The 18,944-nt window shown below is 63.7% G+C and carries 18 protein-coding genes, 1 tRNA gene and 1 pseudogene; 7 read left to right on the forward strand and 13 right to left on the reverse strand.

Annotated features, from left to right (window positions below):
- Positions 1-123 precede the first annotated feature (123 nt).
- Positions 124-543 carry a ferric iron uptake transcriptional regulator gene (fur, locus tag CEY08_RS04155; protein ID WP_013391855.1) on the reverse strand — a complete coding sequence of 140 codons (420 nt, stop codon included), beginning with the start codon at positions 541-543 and terminating at the stop codon, positions 124-126.
- Positions 544-695: 152 nt separating this feature from the next.
- Between fur and CEY08_RS04160 the strand changes: the two genes are divergently transcribed.
- Both CEY08_RS04160 and dapB read left to right on the forward strand, forming a co-directional pair.
- Positions 696-1,232, forward strand: a complete 537-nt coding sequence (locus CEY08_RS04160) for an outer membrane protein assembly factor BamE (protein WP_076816068.1) — start codon at positions 696-698, stop codon at positions 1,230-1,232.
- A gap of 15 nt (positions 1,233-1,247) precedes the next feature.
- On the forward strand, positions 1,248-2,039 hold the full coding sequence (gene dapB / locus CEY08_RS04165; protein ID WP_042796586.1) for a 4-hydroxy-tetrahydrodipicolinate reductase: 792 nt from the start codon (positions 1,248-1,250) through the stop codon (positions 2,037-2,039).
- Positions 2,040-2,102: 63 nt separating this feature from the next.
- On the opposite strand, the gene murB is transcribed toward dapB, so the two are convergent.
- On the reverse strand, positions 2,103-3,149 hold the full coding sequence (gene murB, locus CEY08_RS04170; RefSeq protein ID WP_076816070.1) for a UDP-N-acetylmuramate dehydrogenase: 1,047 nt from the start codon (positions 3,147-3,149) through the stop codon (positions 2,103-2,105).
- Between the two features lie 266 nt (positions 3,150-3,415).
- Between murB and CEY08_RS04175 the strand changes: the two genes are divergently transcribed.
- The 4 genes from CEY08_RS04175 to CEY08_RS04190 all read left to right on the forward strand — a co-directional run bounded on the left by CEY08_RS04175 (position 3,416) and on the right by CEY08_RS04190 (position 7,600).
- Positions 3,416-3,491 (forward strand) — tRNA-Gly (locus tag CEY08_RS04175).
- Positions 3,492-3,916: 425 nt separating this feature from the next.
- Entirely contained in the window at positions 3,917-4,729 is an 813-nt protein-coding gene (locus CEY08_RS04180) for a fimbrial protein (RefSeq protein WP_244169050.1), read from the forward strand.
- 190 nt (positions 4,730-4,919) lie between these two features.
- Positions 4,920-6,536 (forward strand): thiamine pyrophosphate-binding protein, encoded by a 1,617-nt coding sequence (locus tag CEY08_RS04185; RefSeq protein WP_232033761.1) that lies wholly within the window; start codon positions 4,920-4,922, stop codon positions 6,534-6,536.
- 62 nt (positions 6,537-6,598) lie between these two features.
- Positions 6,599-7,600, forward strand: a complete 1,002-nt coding sequence (locus CEY08_RS04190; RefSeq protein WP_084738620.1) for a Bug family tripartite tricarboxylate transporter substrate binding protein — start codon at positions 6,599-6,601, stop codon at positions 7,598-7,600.
- On the opposite strand, the gene CEY08_RS04195 is transcribed toward CEY08_RS04190, so the two are convergent.
- On the reverse strand, positions 7,593-8,561 hold the full coding sequence (locus CEY08_RS04195; protein ID WP_076816077.1) for a LysR family transcriptional regulator: 969 nt from the start codon (positions 8,559-8,561) through the stop codon (positions 7,593-7,595). The genes CEY08_RS04190 and CEY08_RS04195 overlap by 8 nt on opposite strands.
- A 118-nt stretch (positions 8,562-8,679) precedes the next feature.
- On the opposite strand from CEY08_RS04195, the gene CEY08_RS04200 reads away from it, so the two are divergent.
- On the forward strand, positions 8,680-10,209 hold the full coding sequence (locus CEY08_RS04200; protein ID WP_042796580.1) for a CoA-acylating methylmalonate-semialdehyde dehydrogenase: 1,530 nt from the start codon (positions 8,680-8,682) through the stop codon (positions 10,207-10,209).
- A 9-nt stretch (positions 10,210-10,218) separates the two neighbouring features.
- Here CEY08_RS04200 and CEY08_RS04205 read toward each other — a convergent pair whose 3' ends face one another.
- From CEY08_RS04205 to CEY08_RS04250, 10 genes and pseudogenes are all read right to left on the reverse strand, one after another.
- Positions 10,219-10,971: a sulfite exporter TauE/SafE family protein gene (locus CEY08_RS04205; RefSeq protein WP_331866633.1), complete on the reverse strand. Its 753-nt coding sequence runs from the start codon at positions 10,969-10,971 to the stop codon at positions 10,219-10,221.
- A gap of 61 nt (positions 10,972-11,032) precedes the next feature.
- Positions 11,033-12,034: pseudogene (locus CEY08_RS04210) on the reverse strand (Bug family tripartite tricarboxylate transporter substrate binding protein).
- Positions 12,035-12,205: 171 nt separating this feature from the next.
- The gene (locus CEY08_RS04215; protein WP_063642177.1) at positions 12,206-13,111 is read right to left on the reverse strand and encodes a LysR family transcriptional regulator; all 906 of its coding nucleotides are present in this window, start codon (positions 13,109-13,111) and stop codon (positions 12,206-12,208) included.
- Between the two features lie 53 nt (positions 13,112-13,164).
- Positions 13,165-13,998 carry an amidohydrolase family protein gene (locus CEY08_RS04220; protein WP_042796579.1) on the reverse strand — a complete coding sequence of 278 codons (834 nt, stop codon included), beginning with the start codon at positions 13,996-13,998 and terminating at the stop codon, positions 13,165-13,167.
- Positions 13,999-14,050: 52 nt separating this feature from the next.
- On the reverse strand, positions 14,051-14,728 hold the full coding sequence (locus CEY08_RS04225) for a fumarate hydratase C-terminal domain-containing protein (protein WP_076816079.1): 678 nt from the start codon (positions 14,726-14,728) through the stop codon (positions 14,051-14,053).
- Complete coding sequence (locus CEY08_RS04230; protein WP_042796577.1) at positions 14,722-15,657, reverse strand: fumarate hydratase; 936 nt, start codon at positions 15,655-15,657, stop codon at positions 14,722-14,724. The genes CEY08_RS04225 and CEY08_RS04230 overlap by 7 nt, the downstream gene beginning before the upstream one ends.
- A 13-nt stretch (positions 15,658-15,670) precedes the next feature.
- Complete coding sequence (locus CEY08_RS04235) at positions 15,671-17,410, reverse strand: L-aspartate oxidase (RefSeq protein WP_063642179.1); 1,740 nt, start codon at positions 17,408-17,410, stop codon at positions 15,671-15,673.
- 1 nt (position 17,411) lies between these two features.
- The gene (locus tag CEY08_RS04240; RefSeq protein ID WP_063642180.1) at positions 17,412-17,756 is read right to left on the reverse strand and encodes a succinate dehydrogenase/fumarate reductase transmembrane subunit; all 345 of its coding nucleotides are present in this window, start codon (positions 17,754-17,756) and stop codon (positions 17,412-17,414) included.
- Complete coding sequence (locus CEY08_RS04245) at positions 17,753-18,088, reverse strand: succinate dehydrogenase (RefSeq protein WP_063642181.1); 336 nt, start codon at positions 18,086-18,088, stop codon at positions 17,753-17,755. Before CEY08_RS04245 ends, CEY08_RS04240 begins: the two co-directional genes overlap by 4 nt.
- A 1-nt stretch (position 18,089) precedes the next feature.
- The gene (locus CEY08_RS04250; protein WP_076816081.1) at positions 18,090-18,824 is read right to left on the reverse strand and encodes a succinate dehydrogenase/fumarate reductase iron-sulfur subunit; all 735 of its coding nucleotides are present in this window, start codon (positions 18,822-18,824) and stop codon (positions 18,090-18,092) included.
- Between the last annotated feature and the right edge of the window lie 120 nt (positions 18,825-18,944).

The following is an 18,944-nucleotide window of genomic DNA, read 5'->3' on the forward strand; positions in this document are numbered from 1 at the left end:
TGGCGGAGCCCCCCGTTCCGCTGCGATCCCCTGGCAATAAAAAAAGCCCCTTCCATTGGAAGGGGCTTTGGATCTCGCATGCCCGCTGCGAGCGTAGCCGCGGGCCGGGTGTTCAGGCCAGGATCAACGGCCCTTCATGCAGCTGCCGCAAATGCCGTACAGCACCATGGCGTGGCTTTCCAGCGCGAAGGCGTTGTCCTTGGCAATCTTTTGTTGGCGCTTTTCGATTTCCGGGTCGGAAAACTCGACCACCTTGCCGCAATTCGTGCAGATCAGGTGATCGTGGTGATCGCCGTCGTTGAGCTCGAACACCGCCTTGCCGCTGTCGAACTGGCTGCGGGCAAGGATGCCGGCCTGTTCGAACTGTGTCAGGACACGGTAGACGGTGGCCAGCCCGATTTCGACGTTTTCGCCGATCAGGGCGCGATAGACGTCTTCGGCGCTCAGGTGCCGTTGATCCGATTTCCGGAAAATATCAAGAATTTTCAGGCGGGGGAACGTCGCCTTCAAACCCATGTTCTTCAGTTCGCTTTGGTCGCTCATGGTGTAATCGCTCTCCGTCCGCGTTGGCATGGGCAGGATGGGTGCACCGCGAGCCGGCTCACCGAAATCATGCCGCCACGCGGAACTATCCTTATGAAACCTTTATGATAACGGTTTTGTCTGCTTCCAAATAATAGGGGCGCGTAGTGTCCATGATTGCACGAATTCCCTCCCGCTCGCTGAAGACCGGTCTGGCGGTGGCCGCCCTGGCCGTCGCCCTGGCCGGATGCTCGGGGGACAAGTGGGGCTTCCCCTACAAGGCCAGCGTCCAGCAAGGAAACTGGATCACCCAGGAGCAGGTCGCCCTGCTGCAGCCCGGCATGACACGCGAACAAGTGCGCTTCGCGCTCGGCAGCCCGACGCTGACCAGCGTGCTGCACGCCAACCGTTGGGACTACCCCTACTATTTCAAGCCCGGCTACGGCGACGCCCAGGAGCGCAAGTTCACCGTCTGGTTCGAAAACGACCGCCTGGTCCGCTGGGAAGGCGACAAGCAGCCCGACCTGCAGCCTTACCAGATCAACACACCGAACGCCGTCGCCGACGAAAAAGCGGAAAAGCGCCTCAGCGAAGACGAAGCCCGCCAGAAGGAAGAGGAAGCCCAGCGCAAGCGTGACGCCGCCGCTCCGGTCAGCCCCCTCAACCAGTATCCTGGCCAGCCTGGCAACGCCCCCGAACCGCTCAAGTAACACCAAGGACTCTCTATGCGTATCGCAATTGCCGGCGCCAGCGGCCGTATGGGCCAGATGCTGATCGAAGCCGTCCTGAACGCTTCCGGCCTGCAACTTGCCGTGGCGCTGGATCGCCAGGGCTCGGCCGCGCTCGGCCAGGACGCCGGCGCGCCGTTGGGCAAACAGACGGGCGTGTCCATCACCGATGACCTCGATGCCCTGGCCCAGGCCGACTGCCTGATCGACTTCACCCGCCCGGAGGGCACGCTTGAACACCTGCAGGCTTGCGTCAAGCATGGCGTGAACGCCGTCATCGGCACGACCGGTTTCGACGACAACGGCCGCGCCGCGATCGAAGTCGCCGCCCAGAAAATCGGCATCGTCTTCGCCCCCAACATGAGCGTGGGCGTCAACGCCACGCTCAAATTGCTCGACATGGCCGCACGCATCCTGAATTCCGGCTACGACGTCGAAGTCTTCGAAGCGCATCACCGCAACAAGGTCGACGCCCCCTCAGGGACCGCGCTGAAAATGGGCGAAACCATTGCGTCGGCCTGGAACGTGGCCCTGCCCGATGTCGCCACCTGGAGCCGCCACGGCGATACCGGCGTGCGCAAGCCGGGCACCATCGGCTTCTCCGTACTGCGCGGCGGCGATATCGTGGGCGACCACACAGTGTCCTTCTGCGGCACCGGCGAACGCATCGAAATCACTCACCGCTCGGCCAGCCGCGCCACCTACGCGGAAGGCGCACTGCGCGCTGCCCGCTTCCTGGAAGGCAAGCACAACGGCCTGTACGACATGCAATCCGTGCTGGGCCTTTGATGCCGGCCCGGCCATGAAAAAGGACCCCGCGGGGTCCTTTCTCATTCGTGGGCCTCAACCAACTCACACGACCACGGGTTCCGGTTCGAGCCGCACGCCGTAACGCTCGGAAACCGCCGCCTGGATGGCATGGGCCAGGCCCATGATGTCGGCGGCCGTCGCTCCGCCGCGATTGACCAGCACCAGCGCCTGCCGCTCGTGCACGCCGGCCGCGCCCAGCGCACGGCCCTTCCAGCCGCACTGGTCTATCAGCCAGCCCGCGGCCAGTTTGTAGCCGCCATCCGGCTGCGCATAAGACACCAGCCCGGGAAACTGGCCGAGCAGCGCATCGCGCACTTTGGCCGACACGATAGGATTCTTGAAAAAGCTGCCGGCATTGCCTGTTACCGCGGGATCGGGCAGCTTGGCCCGGCGGATCTCGCAAACGGCATCGAAGATATCCCGCGCGGCTGGCGCATCACCGGCCAGGCCGGCGTGGCGCTGCAGGTCCGGGTAACCCAGCACCGGCCGCCATGGCCGGGGCAAGGCAAAACGCACGCTCGTAATGACCCACCGTCCAGGCTCGTCGTGCTTGAAGACGCTGTCGCGATAGGAAAACCGGCAGTCCGCCGCGCTCATTTCGACTTGCCGGCCTGCCCGCACATCCCAGGCGGTCAGGCTATGGAAACGTTCCTGCAACTCGACCCCATAGGCGCCGATGTTCTGCACGGGCGCCGCACCCACCGTGCCAGGAATCAGCGCCAGGTTTTCCAATCCGTCCCAGCCCTGGTTCACGCAAGTCTCGACGAAGCCATGCCAGGACTCCCCGCCCGCCGCCTCGATCAGCCAGGCATCCGGCCGCGCTTCCAGCAGGCGCACCCCTTTGAAGGCAACCCGGGCGACCAGCCCGTCCACCTGACGCGGCAACACCAGATTGCTGCCCCCGCCCAAGACCAGCAAGGAAGCCGCCTGGCTCGCCAGTTGCGACAGCGCCGGCAATTGCGCCGGGTCTTCCAGCGTCACGAATGCGACCGCCTGCGACGCCAAGCCCAAGGTGTTCAGCCGAGTGAGATCCTGGCTGACTGGAGACAAGGCAAGGGGCTGATCGGTATCGACGGAGAAATTTGACATGGATGCTGCGGGTTGCTATAGTTTCTGTCTTCGCTCATATTACTTGATTGAGTGCTTGCCCTGAGTTTCGGGCCTTGTTCTACAACTGCGTCTACAACTGCGGCTGAAATTGCTTGAAGTGAGTAAATGCAGTGAACAAAGCTGAAAAAACACAGGCCAAGACAAGCTCAAAAAAATCATGTAGAATGCGCGCCTTCTGATCGATAACCAAGTTGATCAGAGTGAATAAGAAAATTGGTTCTGCCCGTTTCTACTGCAGAACCCATGCGGGAGTAGCTCAGTTGGTAGAGCGCAACCTTGCCAAGGTTGAGGTCGCGAGTTCGAGACTCGTCTCCCGCTCCAAATTCTGATTTTCAGCCGCCTTCCCGGCATGCTGAAAATCCTTGAGAAAGGGCCTGCGGGCCCTTTTTTCATTCCGGTGACACCCACCGAAATCCCCATTCCACCGAACCTTCGCGTACGCAACGAGCCTGGGCTATCCTCTGCCCGGCACTCCCACGGCGTCGTCGCGCCGCAAGAATTTGGGGATTGTCTGATGGGTCGCCGTCGCGGTAGCCCCCTAACATTTCACATAAATCAATTGAGCCTGGTCTCGACGTCAGGCGCCTGTTTGCAATGAGCAAACAGGCAGGAATGGGGGGGTTCGGATGCATGCTTTACGGTGGCTGGCGGTCATCGCGCTTGGTGTTTCGGGTCGGGCCTGGGCGACGTGTGACGTGCGCGGCGCTCCCCAGACCTTGACCTACACCGGCCCAGGAAATATCACAGTGCCTCGCGATGTGCCTGATGGGACGGTGGTGTATCGCGAAACGAAAGTCCTTTCTGAAATCACCTTCGACTGCTTCGGCGGTACGAACCTGTATGGACTGAAGGTCTCCCCCAAGCGGGGATCCCCTCCTCCAGCAGGCACATTCGATTTTCCTACCGGCACCCCAGGGCTATCGTTTCGAATGATGATACGGACCGGGGCTTACATGCCACCGCCGTTCGCGGTCGAACGCGGCCAATATAAGTTGGTCGGCAATATCACCCTGGAAGTCGTCAAGAGCGCAGCATTCGAGCCCAGCGGCCTGATTCAAGCAGGCGATGTAGGAACCGTAATCGCCTGGACCGCAGACCTCGTCACTTTGAAGCTCAGCCGCCAAGTTGGCTTTATCGCTGGCTCCTGTGAAAGCCCAGACGTCAACGTTTTCATGGGCGATGACTATGTGTCGTCTGACTTCAAAGGGCCTGGCACCCGGACCAGGCCGGTCTCTTTTATCTTGAAGCTGAACAATTGTCCGCCAAGGATCAATAAGATCAACTACAGACTTCTGCCCGTGACCGAAGTCATAGACCCGAACCAAGGGCTCGTCAGGCTCAACGAAGGCTCCGGGGCTGTCGGGATCGGCCTGCAGATCCGCGATGGCAATGACGTGCCCCTCGCCTTGAACACGCCGCACACCTTCACGGGCTACACCGGCCAGGGCGGCAGCTTCCAGATCCCGCTGATGGCCAACTATTACAGGTTGACCAACGAACCCAGGTATAAAGCCGGCGCCGCAAATACCGAGATTACGTTCGTCATGAGCTACTTGTAGCCCGCCAGGCCATTCCCCCATCGTGCATTACGCCTGAGCCTGACAACGCCGGGCTGCGCCCTAGGTTCAAAAATCATCAACCAATACGCTGCAGATCACCGATAAACTGAACTCTCCCATAGCCGGTAAAACAGGCGCGCAGCATTTTCCAGGCGCAGCCCGAGCGGAGACACAGGTGCTTGGATCTCAGTTGATTATCCGTACGCTGCATCGCCTGGGCGTCAAGACCATCTTCAGCCTGTCCGGCAATCAGATCATGCCGCTCTATGATGCCTGTATCGACTCAGGCATCCGCATTATCCATGTGCGGCATGAGGCGGCGGCCGTCTTCATGGCGGACGCATGGGCCCAGATCACCGGCGAACTCGGCGTCGCAATGTTGACCGCCGCGCCCGGCCTCACTAATGGCCTGGCGCCGCTATATTCCGCTTCGCAGGCGGAAAGCCCCGTCTTGCTGATCTCGGGCGACTCCTCGGTCCGCGAAGACGGTACCGGCGCCTTCCAGGAACTGGACCAGGTTGCCATCACCCGCTCCTTGACCAAGGTTTCGCTGCGTCCGCTGACCGTGCAGGAGCTTTACCCTGCGCTGGACAGCGCGGTGACGCAGGCACTTGCCCCTCGCCGCGGGCCGGTCCATCTGGCCCTGCCCTTCGATCTGATGACGGCCGAGACCGGCTTGGAAGAACTTCCTGCCGCCACCATGAAGTGCGAAGCCGCCGCGACGGACACCGCCGGCCTGGAAGACCTTGCCGCCCTCGTGAATTCGACCCAACGCCCCCTGGTGCTGGCCGGGCCGACTGGCGCGCGGCCGCACATGCGCGCCACCCGCGAGAAGCTGGAAGCGGCGCTTGGCGCGCGCATCATTCCCATGGAAAGTCCTCGCGGCCTGAAGGACCCTTCCCTGGGCTCCTTGGCAGAGCTCATGCCGCAGGCAGACCTCATCGTGCTGGCGGGCAAGTGCCTGGACTTCACGCTGGGATTCGGCGGACCCGCCGCGCTGGGTAAGCATGCCCGTGTCGTGGTGATCGACGCGGACCCCGCCATGCTGGCGCGCGCCAGCCGCCTGCTGGGAGATCGCCTGGCCCTGACCATACAGGGCGAGCCCTATGCCTTGCTCGCCGCCGTGCAGGCGACGCCAGCTTCTGCAGAGCGCGCCGCCTGGCGTGCGCGGGTGGATGAGGCGGTGAACAACCGTAGCGCCCAGGGCGTCGCTTCGCCCGCCAGCAGCGCATTGGGACCGCGCGCGCTCTGCGCAACGGTCCAGGAATTTCTTGCCTCGGTTCCGAACCCTATCCTTGTCTGCGATGGCGGCGAGTTCGGCCAGTGGGCCCAGGCGTATTGCCAGGCGCCCGTGCGCATTATCAACGGCATGTCCGGCGCGATCGGCGCGGGCATCTGCTATGCGATCGCCGCCAAGATTGCGCGGCCCGATGCGACGGTGGCAGTGCTCATGGGCGACGGCACGGCGGGCTTTCACTTGATGGAGCTGGACACGGCGGTACGCGAACAGGCCCCCGTCATCGCCGTGATCGGCAATGACCTGCGCTGGAACGCGGAACACCTTATCCAGATGCGCACGTACGGTCCGCAACGATTGATCGGCTGCGAGCTCGCGCCGACCGCGCGCTACCACGAGGTCGCCTCGGCGCTTGGCGGGGCGGGCTTTGCCGCGCATGACAACGACAGCCTCGCCACGGCCCTGGGCATGGCGATGAACAGCGGGCTGCCCGCCTGCATCAACGTTTCCCTGGCGGGCGAACCCGCCCCGGTTTTCAGCGCATCAACGCAGTCCACGACCGGTCATTGACCTCGAGGCATCGAGCACAGCTGCCGTCCGGTTTCGTCCCTTAGCACGACAGGAGACTTCCCATGATCAGACCTACCGGCCTGCGGCCGGGCGCGTCCGCTCGCGCCGCGTTTCTTCTGCTTGGCGCGCTGCCCGGGCTCGCTTGCGCCCAAGCCTATCCCTCCAAGCCAGTGCAGCTCATCGTTCCGTTCAGCGCGGGCGGCGATGCCGACATGGCGGCCCGCAATCTGGCCGCGGCCGCGCAAGGCGCACTCGGCCAGCCCGTGGTCGTCGTCAACAAGGCGGGCGCGAACGGCGCGATCGGATCCGCCGCCGTGAAAAACGCCGCGCCCGACGGCTACACGCTGCTGGTGGGCCGGATAGGGTCCCAGGTCCTGCTGCCGGCGCTACAGCCCAAGACCACGCCCTATACCTCGAAAGACTTCACGTACATCGGACTGCTGGAACTCAACCCTGTCGTGTGCGTCGTGCATCCTGACAGCCCCTATAAGACGATCGGCGATCTCGCGCAGGCGTTGAAGGCGCGCCCCGGCAAGCTCAATTACAGCCACTCCGGGCCGGCGACGGTGCAGAATCTTGCGCCCCAATTGCTGCTCAGCAGCCTGGGGCTGAAGCCAGAGGCCGTGGTCAATGTTCCCTACAAGGGTGGCAACGAGGTCGCGTTGGCGGTTCTTAGCAAGGATGCCGATTTTGCCTGCAACAACCTGAGCTCGATGACAGGCCTGCTCGCCAGCGGCAAGCTGCGACCGTTGTTGACGACCACGCCGGAGCGCCTGGCGCAATTCCCTGACATACCGACCGCCCGCGAACTCGGGCTGCCTCAACTCGAAGCGGTCATAGGCTGGAGCGGCCTGTTCGGGCCGCCCAACATGAACCCTGAAGCCGTGGCCAGATGGGCCTCCGCGCTCAAGCAGATTGCGCAGGATCCAAAGTGGGTCGCGGGAAACGCCAACTTTGGCGGCATCCCCCACGTGCTGTCGCCCGCCGAAACGGAAAAATACGTCAGCCAGGGCGCCGCGATCTATGCCGATCTCGTGGCCAAGGCCGGGCTGCAGGTCAACTAGCGGGCCCCTCCGTTGCCTCGGACCGTCCGCCGAGCGCCTCGGAGGCTGGAATCTCCTCGCGCAGGTAGCCCACGAACGAAGAAACGGTCAGGGGCACGCGCGGCGTGTAGGGCCTGACGGCGTACAGCCGTTCCGCGTAGTCGCCCACCACCCGCCAGCCACGCAGGACTTCAACCAGTTCACCGCTGCGCAGGGCCGGGTTCGCGCTGAAATCCGGCAGCAGCGCAATCCCCAGCGATCCGGCCGCCACCTCCCGCAGCACTTCGCTGTTGTTCGCCGTGAAGCTGCCCCGCACCGGCACCGCCACGCGCTTGTCCCCTTCGAGCGATTCGAACGACCAGGTGGCGCTGCCGCTGCGCCGCAGGTAGTGCAGGCAATTGTGGCCCGCCAGATCGAGGGGAGTCTTCGGCGTGCCGTGCTTCGCAAGGTATTCCGGAGTCGCAGCCAGGACGGAACGCGTCTCGCAGATGACCGAGGCGACATGGGTATCGGGCACGCCGGCCACATGCCGGATCGCCAGGTCAAAGCCTTCGGTGGCCAACGATGCCAGATGGTCGCTGAGCTCCAGCTGGATCCGGACATCGGGAAAGCGTTTCAGGAACCCAGGTATCAGCGGCGCAATGACCTGACGCCCCAGGGCCACGGGTGCGGTCACGGAAAGCACGCCGCGCGGTCCCTCGGACAGATTCCGCACGGCCGAGAAGCCCTCCTCGATGCGCGAATAGGCCGCCGCGGTCTGATCCACCAGGGTCTGCCCGGCCTCGGTCAAGCCGACGCTGCGCGTGGTGCGGCGTACGAGGGGGACTCCGGCCGCCTGCTCCAGTTCGACGATCCGCTGGCTCACCGAGGCCTTGCTGATCTGCAGGCGGCGGGCCGCCGCCGTAAAACTGCCGGTATCGGCCAGCACCCCCAGGCAATGGATATGCGACCACAGATCTTCCAGGCGCCTCGTTTTCGTCATGTCCCGCTCCATTGTTCGAAACCGCAAACACTGATTCCAGTCCTCCGGTCTCGACGGCCGGCCGGCAATGCGCGACATTGCCTTCTTCCGAACACCATGCCTGAGCCAGGAGCCCACCATGACCGCAAGCAATGCCAGCGCCCAATCCCGCGATGCCGGACACTTCATCGGCGGCAGCCTCGTCGATGGGGCGGGCAGCCGCCAGCCCGTCTTCAATCCGGCGACGGGCGCCGTTGCCAAGCAGGTGGCCCTGGCCACGCCAGACGAGGTGAACCGCGCCGTGGCCAGCGCCCGGGCGGCATTTCCGAAATGGGCGGATACGCCTCCCATCCGGCGCGCGCGCGTGTTGTTCAGGTTCCTTGAACTGATGAACAAGCACCGCGACGAACTGGCCCACCTGATCACCGCCGAGCATGGCAAGGTTTTCAGCGATGCGCAAGGCGAAGTCACCCGCGGCATCGATATCGTCGAGTTCGCCTGCGGCGTCCCCCAGCTCCTGAAGGGCGCCCACACCGAACAGGTTTCCACCGGGATCGACAACTGGACGCTGCGCCAGCCGCTGGGCGTGGTGGCCGGCATCACCCCGTTCAATTTTCCCGTGATGGTCCCGATGTGGATGTTCCCCGTGGCGATCGCGACGGGCAACACCTTCGTGCTCAAGCCCAGCCCTACGGACCCCAGCGCGTCGCTGCGCATCGCCGAACTGCTCCAGGAGGCCGGCCTGCCCGATGGAGTATTCAACGTCGTGCAAGGGGACAAGGTAGCGGTGGATGCGCTGCTCGAACACCCTGATGTGAAAGCGGTGAGCTTCGTGGGTTCGACGCCTATCGCCAACTACATCTACGAAACCGGCGCGCGCCACGGCAAGCGCGTGCAGGCCCTGGGCGGCGCCAAGAACCACATGGTGGTCATGCCGGATGCGGACATAGACCAGGCGGTCGATGCGCTGATCGGCGCGGGCTATGGTTCGGCCGGCGAGCGCTGCATGGCGATCAGCGTGGCAGTGCTGGTGGGCGACGTCGCCGACAGGCTGCTCCCCAAGCTGATCGAGCGCACCAAGACGCTGAAGGTGCTGGACGGCGAGAACCCTGCGGCAGAAATGGGCCCTATCGTGACCCGCGCCGCGCACGAGCGCATCAGCGGCTACATCGCCCTGGGCGTGGAGGAAGGCGCGCAATTGCTGGTGGATGGCCGCGGCTTCCGGGGTTCACTGGCGGGCGAGCGCTGTGGCGACGGTTTCTGGATGGGCGGCACGCTGTTCGATCACGTCACGCCCGACATGCGCATCTACAAGGAAGAGATCTTCGGCCCGGTGCTGGGCTGCGTGCGCGTGAAAGACCTGAAAGAGGCGGTGGACCTCATCAACGCCCATGAATTCGGCAACGGCGTCGCCTGCTTCACGCGGGATGGCAACGTGGCGCGCGAATTCGGCCGGCGCATCGAGGTGGGCATGGTTGGCATCAACGTGCCTATCCCGGTGCCCATGGCCTGGCACGGCTTCGGCGGCTGGAAGCGCAGCCTGTTCGGCGACATGCACGCCTACGGCGAGGAAGGCGTGCGCTTCTACACCCGGCAGAAGTCGATCATGCAACGCTGGCCCGAGAGCATCGACAAAGGGGCCGAGTTCGCCATGCCTACGGCAAAGTAAGCGACGCCTTCACGCAGGAGAGATCCATCCGCGATAGATGGCGCCGGCGCCCGCTATCGCGAGCAGCACAAAGATGGATCGCTTCAGCAGGGCCGGGGACACCCGGGTCCTGAGGCGGGAGCCCGCATACAGCCCGATCAGGGCCACGGGAAGCAGCACTGAGGCGGCAAGCAGGATTTCCGGTTGCGCATAAAGCCCGGCGGCACCAAAGGCCGCCGCGCGAATGACGCCGCTCAGCAGGATCACCACCGAAATCGTCGCGCGGAATTGGTCCAGCGCATCGAGCCGGCGCGACAGATAGATGGTGTAGATCGGCCCCCCGGTGCCGAACAGCGCGCTGAAGATGCCGCCAAAGATGCCAAACGGCAACGCCCAACGCGTATGCATCGGAGCCGCCCTCTTCCCCGACGCGCCCCACAGGCCCTTGATGCACACCGCCAGCACAAAGCTGCCCAGCAGTATCAGGGGCCACCGGGCCCCGGCGTTGTGCAGCAACGTGACGCCCATGCCTATCCCGAGCAATAACCAGGGAAACAGCCGCATGAGCTCTTCGCGGGAGACGCGCCGCCAGTTGCTGCCTCCCACCAGGGCCGTGCAGGCCAGGTCGAACAGCACCACCAGCGGAACGGCGAACTGCAAGGGGATGAATTGCACCAGGACCGGCACGGCCACCATGGCCGCGCCGAATCCCGTCATCCCGAAGACGACATAGGCAACAAAGATGACGGGAGCGGCGATGGCGAGGGAGTCGGGCGGCATCATGCAGGCAAGATGACAAGAACAGGGGCTGGCCTGAAAATCGCGGCGGACGAAGACGGCGAGCTCAGCTCGCGGTGATCTTCTTCTTTTCCACCAGCGCCTTCCACTTGGCCGATTCCCGCGCGATTTCCTCTTTGAGCTGGGCGGAAGGCACAATGGCCTGGGACATGCCCTGGTCAGCCAGATAGCGCTGCATGTTCGGTTGTTCCACAGCCGTCCTGGCATCGGCCAGCAGCCGGTCGACGGCGGCCTGCGGCGTGCCGGCAGGCGCCAGCAGCGCGAACCACCCGGTGAATTCGAAACCCGGCACGCCGTCTGCCGCCGTCGTCGGCACATCGGGCAGCAGTGCCGAGCGTTCCTTGCCCGTGACCGAAAGCGCCCGCAGGCGCCCGCCCTTGAGCAAAGGGACGATGGCGTTGATGTTGCCCACGGCGACTTCAATGACGCCCGCCATCAAGTCCGTGTAGGCGGGGCCTTCTCCCTTGTATGGGACGTGCATGAGCTCGATCCCGGCCGCATCGCTAAAGGCCTCGCCCGCCATATGCGTCTAGCTGCCCACTCCCGCCGACGAAAAGCTCAATTTTCCTGGCCGCGCCCGGGCGTACTCGATCAGTTCCCGTGTGTTCTTGACAGGAAGATTGGCATTGACCGTGACGACCATGGGTCCGTTCGCCACCTTGCCGATGGGACTGAAATCCGCCAGTGAGTACGGCAGCTTGCTATAGATGAACTGGTTCACCGTAAACATGCTGCCCGACGCGAGCAGCAGCGTATAGCCGTCGGCCGGCGAGCTGGCGACCGCCTGCGCGCCTACGCTGCCGCCGGCGCCTGCGCGGTTCTCGACGATCACGCTCTGCTTCAGGCCCTTGCCCAGTTCGGCCGCGAGCGCCCGGCCCAGCAGATCGGTGGCGCCGCCCGCGGAAAATGGCACGATCATCCTTATGACCTTGTCGGCAGGCCAGTCGGCTCGCGCCGGCATGGCCAGGAACGGCGATAGCGCCAGGCCACAGCCCAGCGCCTTAACGACGCGGCGGCGCGCATCATTGGGGCGAATTTCATCTTTCATGGCTTTGTCTCCTTCAGTTCGCGGGACGGCGGTGCCTGCCGGGTTTCGGCCGGCAGACGAATCGCCAGGCAGCAACTGTCCCTCGGGCCGATGGGCTCGATTTTTTGGGGCGTCGCGGTGTTTTTCTGCGGACTACTGCGCTGCTGAACTACGGCACTGCTGGACTGCGGACTACTGGCTGGCGCCGGCCTGTTCCGTCATATCGCGCTGGCCGGCGCAGACTGATTTCAATGCGTCAAGCAACAACTGCGAAAGGTGGGCCCGTGGATTCTCCTTTGGAGCCAGGATGCCCAAGCGGCGAGTAACGGTCGGCGAACCGAACGGAATAACGCGGATACCGGCAGGAAACTCGTTGCGGCCGCGCCTGGCTGGCACGACCGATGCGCCCAGGCCATTGGCCACCATGGCGATCACGCCTTCCAGGTTGTCGATCTCCATGGTCGAGCGCACGGTAATACGCCTGCGCACCATCTCTTCCTGCACCAGATGTCCTACACGCGCCGAGCGGTTGAAACGGACATAAGGCGTTTGTTCCAGGATCTCCTGGTCACTGTTGCCCTTCACCGAACGATGCGCGATGACGACCAGTTCTTCCTCCACGAACGGGAGGAAATCCAGGCCCGACCGCGGCGCGTCGGGTTCCGTCACGATCGCCACGTCCAGCTGACGGTGGTAGATAGCGCGCTCCAGGTCATGCGTGAGCCCCGTGGTGACATGGACTTCCAGGCCATGCCCCTGCTTTTGCAGGTGGCGCAGCGCAAGCGGCAGCACCCCCGAGACACAGGTGTGGACGCTGCCAAGCTTGAGCAGGCCCGATGAGGTTCCCTTCTTCAGGGCGGCGCTCATGCTCTCCCAGTGCGAGATCAGGTCGCGCGCCCGGTGCACCAACGCCAGCCCGGTATCCGTGAGGATCGGCGGACGCCGGCTGCGGTCGAAGATCGTGATGCCCAGCTCGTCCTCGAGCGCGCGCACCTGCATGCTCACCGCCGACAGCGACAGGCCGATGGTATTGCCGGCCTCGGCAAAGCTGCCATGGTCTGCAATCGCTATCAGCGTGTAGAGCGTACGGATGTCCATGCAAGACGATTCCCGGTGTAGAACAGCATTGAGGAAAGTAGGAGTATGCCGCGCTAGATGCCAAGCAGCCGCCGTGCATTGCCTCCCATGACTTTGTTGAGATTATCTTCCCGGATCGGCAAAGTCTCGAACCATTCTTTGTACCCCTGCACCGGGCAGAACGGGAACGAGCTGGCGTAGAGCATCCGGTCCGCAAGAAAGCCGTCGGCCGCTTTCACGTATTCCTCCCAGCCGGGCATGCGGGAAAAGTACATATCGGGCGACAGCCACAGGTTGGGACGGCGGAATGCCAGGTGCAGGATTTCGTTGACCCAGGGCCAACCGCCGTGCGCGACTACGACATTCAACGCGGGAAAATCCGCCAGCACCCGGTCGGTCCGGATCGGATCGGAATAGCTCAGGTCCGGGCCCGCCGTGCCGCCGACCATCATGATCACCGGAACCCCGACGTCCTCGCAATGGCCGTAGATCGGATAAAGGCGCCGGTCGTCGGCATACATCGGCACCGGATAGGATCCAGGCTCGATGTTGATAAGTTTGAAGCCTTCCTTCACCGCCTGGCTGATGGTCTGACATGCGCGCCGCCTGTCGGTAGGATCTATGGAAGCCGCGCCGATGAACCGGTCAGGGTGCTCGGCCACGACGCCTCGCACGTCCTCATTGGACACGCTGCCCAGCACGCCGGCCAAGCGCCCCACCACCACGCCACGATCTATTTTTGCGGCGTCCATCTCCTTGAGCAGCAGCGTCATGGACTGCTGCTGCGCCGCGGCCGACGGCTCAAAGCCCACCGTCCTGGTGAAACCGTCGCGGCGCTCTCCCGCCGAATACATCAGCGTGCCCAGAAAGCCGCCCACTGGCGGCCGAAGCCGAAAGTCGATGATCATCGAAGTATCTCTGTCAGATGCGTGGTTGCGGGAAGCGGCGTGCTCGGCACCGCTACATCACTTCGTCCTTGCGGTCATCCGTCTCGCCATAGCGGTGCAATGCAGGCGGCTTCAACCCGGCATAGAGCTTCTCGATACCTGCATTGATGGTTTCCGCGTGCTGGGCGAACAGCGAATTCCCTTCAAGGTCGCTCTCGACGATGAAAGGCCCGAAGTTCTCGACCTCGAACAGCCACATCGCCTGCGCGATGCCCAGTTCGTCCAGCCAGTGCACTTCGCGCACCCGCTTGATCCCCCGGCCCAGCAAGGCGCCCGTGCCGTAGCCCACGGTCGTCAGGTAAATAGCGCCGCCCGGCGCCAGCACACGCTTGTAGTCGTCGGCGGGCATGCCACCCTTGCCGATCAGGATGCGGCAATCGGTTTCCTCCAGCCAGCGGGGAATCCACTTGGAAAACCGGAATGACGCAGTCGCGGTGACCGCTCCAACGTTGTAGCCACCGCGGCCGTCCGGCGCCGCGGCCGGCGAGCAATGGAAGTTGACGTTGCTGAGAGAGCGCAGGTCCACCGGCAGCGGCAGTCCCTCGTCCAGCACCTTCTTGTACACGCCTTCCCGGGCCGTGTAGACCACGCCATTCAGGTACACGGCGGAACCGAGCTCGAGCTTGGCGATGTCCTCCCGCCTGGCGGGCAGGTCCAGGTGAAAGACCTTGATGTCGTCGTTGTTTACCATTCGACCGTCTCCCTGCGCATATAGGGCGTGAACCACTGGGGATCGGTGCGGTATTCGATATCCCCGTTGGCATGAATCCGCGCGGTGGCGCGGCGCGAAGACAGGCAGAAGGTATGCAGGCTGATGGGCATGCCGCCCGTATGGGTGTAGCCGCACTCGATGTGGCAGTCGACCACCATGCCGGAGCCCACGAAACCCATCGCGCCCATGCCAATGGAATTTCCCAGCTGCATCAGCTCCAGTTCCAGTTCCGCCACCCTCGGATCGGGGTTGCGGTCGCCCACCGTCCGCAGACAGGCGGCCTGCTTTCCCAGCTGCATGCAGGTGTCCTTCGATCCGCCCAGCCCGATGCCGACGATGGCCGGCTGGCAGGCCAGCCCGCGCTTGCCGAATGCGATAAGCGTATCCAGCACGAAGCGCTTGATGCCGTCTATGCCATCGCCGGGGAACAACATGCGGTAGTCGGTGCCGAACAGCCCGCCCTTGTGCACAGTGGTGATTTCTATCCAGTCGCGGTCGGGCTCGAAGGACCATTCGATCTCGGGCGCATTGATGCCGACATTGTTGTTGTGGTCGGTGCGCCAAAGCGGATGCACGCGGTTGGGCCGCAAGGGAATGCTGACCGTGCCCTCCGCCGTAGCGTGGCGCAATGCGCGCTCGACGGCGACGAAGCCAGCGTCGACCGAGGCGTTGTTGCCTACTTTGACGTAGTAGCGTGGCAAGCCTGTGTCGGCGCACATGGGCCGCCGGTCCTGGTCGGCGGCCTCCCAGTTGTCGACCATGGCGTGGATAACGAAGCGCGGCAGCTTGCCAGTCTCTTTCTTTTGCAGCTCCTGGATGCCTTGCTTGTAGTCGGCGGGAATCTCGATCGCCGCGCGGCGCATGATTTCCAGCGCCGCCTCTTCAACTTTCTGGACGGGAATGCTCATGGTTGGATGTGCCTCAGCTCTGGGGGATGCCCGCCTCGCCTTGGATAAGCGATTCGCCGGGTTTTACGATGTCAAAGGAAACCGGAACCATCTCCAGCGCTATCTCGCCGTCCTGCGCGCTCACGCGTGTATAGCTGCTGGTGTGCAGGTCGCCGGCCTCGGGAAAATCTTCGCGGTAATGCGCGCCGCGGCTGTTCTCCCGCGCAAGCGCTGCAAGCGTGATGACTTTCGAGATATCCACCAGGCTTTCCAGGTTGAGCCAGTCGTGCCAGGTGAGGTTGTAGCGGCGGTCGCCGTCGGCCACGCCGATGTCGCGCAAGGCGGCATGGTGGCCGGCGATGGCTGACAACCCATGCTCCATTGCGTCGCGGCGGCGCAGCACGCCGACGTCGTCCCACATGGTCTGCGAGAGCGCATCGCGCAATTCGTGAATGCGGCCGGTACGCCGGGAGAACGGGAACTCGGCGCGCTCGACGCCGCGCTCGATGATGCGCGTGTCGGGATCGCGCCATTGGCCGGACTTGGCCACATAGGCGGCCATCGAATCGCCTGCAATGCCGCCGAACACCGTGGAGTTGGCCACGCCGTTTCCGCCCAGGCGATTGGCGCCGTGCACGCCGCCGCAATCCTCGCCGGCCGCGTAGAGCCCCGGCGAGGCTGTCGAGCCGTCCACGTTGAACTCGACGCCGCCCATGAGGTAGTGGGCCGTCGGCACAACCTCTACCTTGCCGCCCGCCAGGTCGAAGCCGCAATCCTTGCACCGGTTGACCATGCCGGGGAATGTCTTGGCGACCTTGTCCGCACCCAGATGACTCATCTGGATATAGACGCCGCCCATCGGCCCGGTGCGCCCCGCCCGCATTTCCGCGTAAATGCCGCGGCTGACCACGTCACGGGTGGCCCGTTCGCCGCGCTTGTCGTAATTTGCCATGAAGCGCTCGCCGTCGCCATTCAACAGATACCCGCCAGCGCCCCGCAGCCCCTCCTCCAGCACCGTTCCGGTCATCCGGGTGTCGGGCCCGCCAAGCAGGCCGGTCGGATGGAACTGCACCATTTCCATGTCCCGCAGCTTCAAGCCATAGCGCAGCGCCATTGCCAGCCCGTCGCAGGTCTTGTCGCCGGAGGGCGTGTGGTAGCGATACATCGTCGGGCCCGCGCCGGTGGCCAGAAGCACGGCCTTGGCCTGGATGAAGCGGTACGTGCCCGCCCGCATGTCGATGAACAGCACACCGGCGATGCCGGAGCCATCGGCAGCGGGAATCAGCTCGATGGCGCGATGCTCTTCCAGCTCGTCTATGTCCAGCGCCCGTACCTGCTCCATGAGACGGTTGATGATCTCGATGCCGGTCAGGTCCGCCTTGTGCACGGTCCGGTCGAAACTCTGGCCGGCGAATGCCTTGGAATGCAGCGTGCCATCGGGATTGCGGTCGAAGAAGCAGCCGATCTCGTTTTCCAGCTCGCGCACCCGTTCGACCGCGCCTTCGACCAGCCGCCACGCCAGGTCCTGCCGCGGCAACCATTTCCCGCCTTCGATGGTGTCCATGAAATGGCGCTCGACGGAATCGCCCGCCGCCAGCGCGACGTTGTAGCCTCCCTGGACCATGCGGGTACAGCCGCATTTGCCAAGCAGCCCTTTCACCGTCACGGTCACCCGCAAGGACGGGTTTGCCTTCTTGGCATGCAGCGCCGCAAACAGGCCCGCGCCGCCCGTGCCCAACACCAGAATGTCCGTCTTGTAATTGTCGATCCGCATCTCAGATCACTCCAGCAACGAAAACCAGGCCGGTCACCATCGACACCGCAAAACCCCAGCCTATCCAGGCGACGCGCGCATCCCGCGGCGATCGCCAGGGCAGCAGTTCAAGCGCCAGCAGGCGCAGGCCGAAGAACATGTGCAGGGTCAGCAACAGCACCAGTCCCCATTCGCCGAACTTCATTGCAGGCATCTCGGCAAGTTTCAGGAAGCCGTCCAGCCGCGCTTCATCCAATGCCATCGCCAACACATAAAAGTGGGCCGGCAGGAACAGGGCCAGCGCCAGGCCGGAAATGCGATGCCCCAGAAACGCCCAGTACGCCTGATGGTTGCGCGCGGATTTCATTGCATCAGCCCTCCCACAGCCGCCACGGCGCGCACGCCCAGGACGAGCAGTCCCGCGCCGAACGCCAATCCGATGACGGATGCCGCAGACCGCCCGATTCGCAACCATTCGATCAGGATGTTGCGCACCCCGATGGGCACGTGGACTGACACGCTCAACACGAACAAGCCATAAAAGGCGATCCAGAACCAGTTCCCCTGGGTGCGCGACAAGATCTCGCCCGCGGTCAGGCCGCCACGGACCGCATAAATGACCAAGCCCACATGCACCAGGACGAATGGCGCCATCACCATCGCCGTCAGGCGCTGGAGCGCGAAAAGCCGAGCTTCCATGTCAGCCCCCCTTGAGCAGGCTCAGGATGGCGCTGCGCTTGAGCCCCGCAATGCTGCCGGTGGGGCTGAGGCTGACCGGACAGTGCTTCATGCAACTGCCCTGGGTGTGGCAGGAATTGCAGCCGCTGCCGGAGGTGGCCTTGTGCAGCACCTCCTTGGGATGGGCATGCCGTTCGTCATTGAAGAGCGTCCACGCGCGGTTCAGGGCGGCCGGTCCCAGGTAATCCTTGTCCCAGGACACAACGTCACAGGCCGCGTAGCACACGCCGCAATTGATGCATTCGATGGCGGCGTCGGCCTGCTTGCGCTTTTTGCTCTGTGGCGATACCAGCGCCGGCGGATCATTGCGGGTAGCCGTGCCGACAAAGGTGTTGCCGGCGCGCGCCCACTTCTGGAAGAACTCGCTCATGTCGACAACGAGATCCTTGACCCGCGGCATATTGCGCATCGGCTCGATCACGATCACACCGCCTTCCTCGACGCGGCTCACGTGGGTCCGACAGGTCCAGCGGGGCTTGCCGTTGACCGTCATCGCACAGGACCCGCATACGCCGACCCGGCAGGCGTAGCGGTACGAGAGACTGGGTTCCTGAGTCCGTTGCACTTCGGTCACCACGTCCAGTACCGTCTGGTTTTCACGCCAGGGGACTGAGTAGGTCGAATAGCTTCCATCTTCGGTTCCCCGAGAGATGCGGACCGTGAGCTGTCTCTGATTCGTGGAGTTCTTCGTATCCATTTTCCGCCCTCGGACGACAGGTTGCGTCCATGAGAAGAATTCTGGATCTTGCGTACAGTTGAATCAATATAGATTAGGTTGATATTTTTTGAAGTTAATTTCGACCCGTCCATAGGGTGA

It is taken from the genome of Achromobacter insolitus (genome assembly GCF_002209555.1).
Taxonomy (GTDB): Bacteria; Pseudomonadota; Gammaproteobacteria; order Burkholderiales; family Burkholderiaceae_B; genus Achromobacter; species Achromobacter insolitus.

Bases quoted from the DNA above. Each gene is read 5' to 3' on its own strand.
- fur (WP_013391855.1), bottom strand. From the start codon at position 543: ATGAGCGACCAAAGCGAACTGAAGAACATGGGTTTGAAGGCGACGTTC.
- CEY08_RS04160 (WP_076816068.1), top strand. From the start codon at position 696: ATGATTGCACGAATTCCCTCCCGCTCGCTGAAGACCGGTCTGGCGGTG.
- dapB (WP_042796586.1), top strand. From the start codon at position 1,248: ATGCGTATCGCAATTGCCGGCGCCAGCGGCCGTATGGGCCAGATGCTG.
- murB (WP_076816070.1), bottom strand. From the start codon at position 3,149: ATGTCAAATTTCTCCGTCGATACCGATCAGCCCCTTGCCTTGTCTCCA.
- CEY08_RS04190 (WP_084738620.1), top strand. From the start codon at position 6,599: ATGATCAGACCTACCGGCCTGCGGCCGGGCGCGTCCGCTCGCGCCGCG.
- CEY08_RS04195 (WP_076816077.1), bottom strand. From the start codon at position 8,561: ATGACGAAAACGAGGCGCCTGGAAGATCTGTGGTCGCATATCCATTGC.
- CEY08_RS04200 (WP_042796580.1), top strand. From the start codon at position 8,680: ATGACCGCAAGCAATGCCAGCGCCCAATCCCGCGATGCCGGACACTTC.
- CEY08_RS04205 (WP_331866633.1), bottom strand. From the start codon at position 10,971: ATGATGCCGCCCGACTCCCTCGCCATCGCCGCTCCCGTCATCTTTGTT.
- CEY08_RS04215 (WP_063642177.1), bottom strand. From the start codon at position 13,111: ATGGACATCCGTACGCTCTACACGCTGATAGCGATTGCAGACCATGGC.
- CEY08_RS04220 (WP_042796579.1), bottom strand. From the start codon at position 13,998: ATGATCATCGACTTTCGGCTTCGGCCGCCAGTGGGCGGCTTTCTGGGC.
- CEY08_RS04225 (WP_076816079.1), bottom strand. From the start codon at position 14,728: ATGGTAAACAACGACGACATCAAGGTCTTTCACCTGGACCTGCCCGCC.
- CEY08_RS04230 (WP_042796577.1), bottom strand. From the start codon at position 15,657: ATGAGCATTCCCGTCCAGAAAGTTGAAGAGGCGGCGCTGGAAATCATG.
- CEY08_RS04235 (WP_063642179.1), bottom strand. From the start codon at position 17,410: ATGCGGATCGACAATTACAAGACGGACATTCTGGTGTTGGGCACGGGC.
- CEY08_RS04240 (WP_063642180.1), bottom strand. From the start codon at position 17,756: ATGAAATCCGCGCGCAACCATCAGGCGTACTGGGCGTTTCTGGGGCAT.
- CEY08_RS04245 (WP_063642181.1), bottom strand. From the start codon at position 18,088: ATGGAAGCTCGGCTTTTCGCGCTCCAGCGCCTGACGGCGATGGTGATG.
- CEY08_RS04250 (WP_076816081.1), bottom strand. From the start codon at position 18,824: ATGGATACGAAGAACTCCACGAATCAGAGACAGCTCACGGTCCGCATC.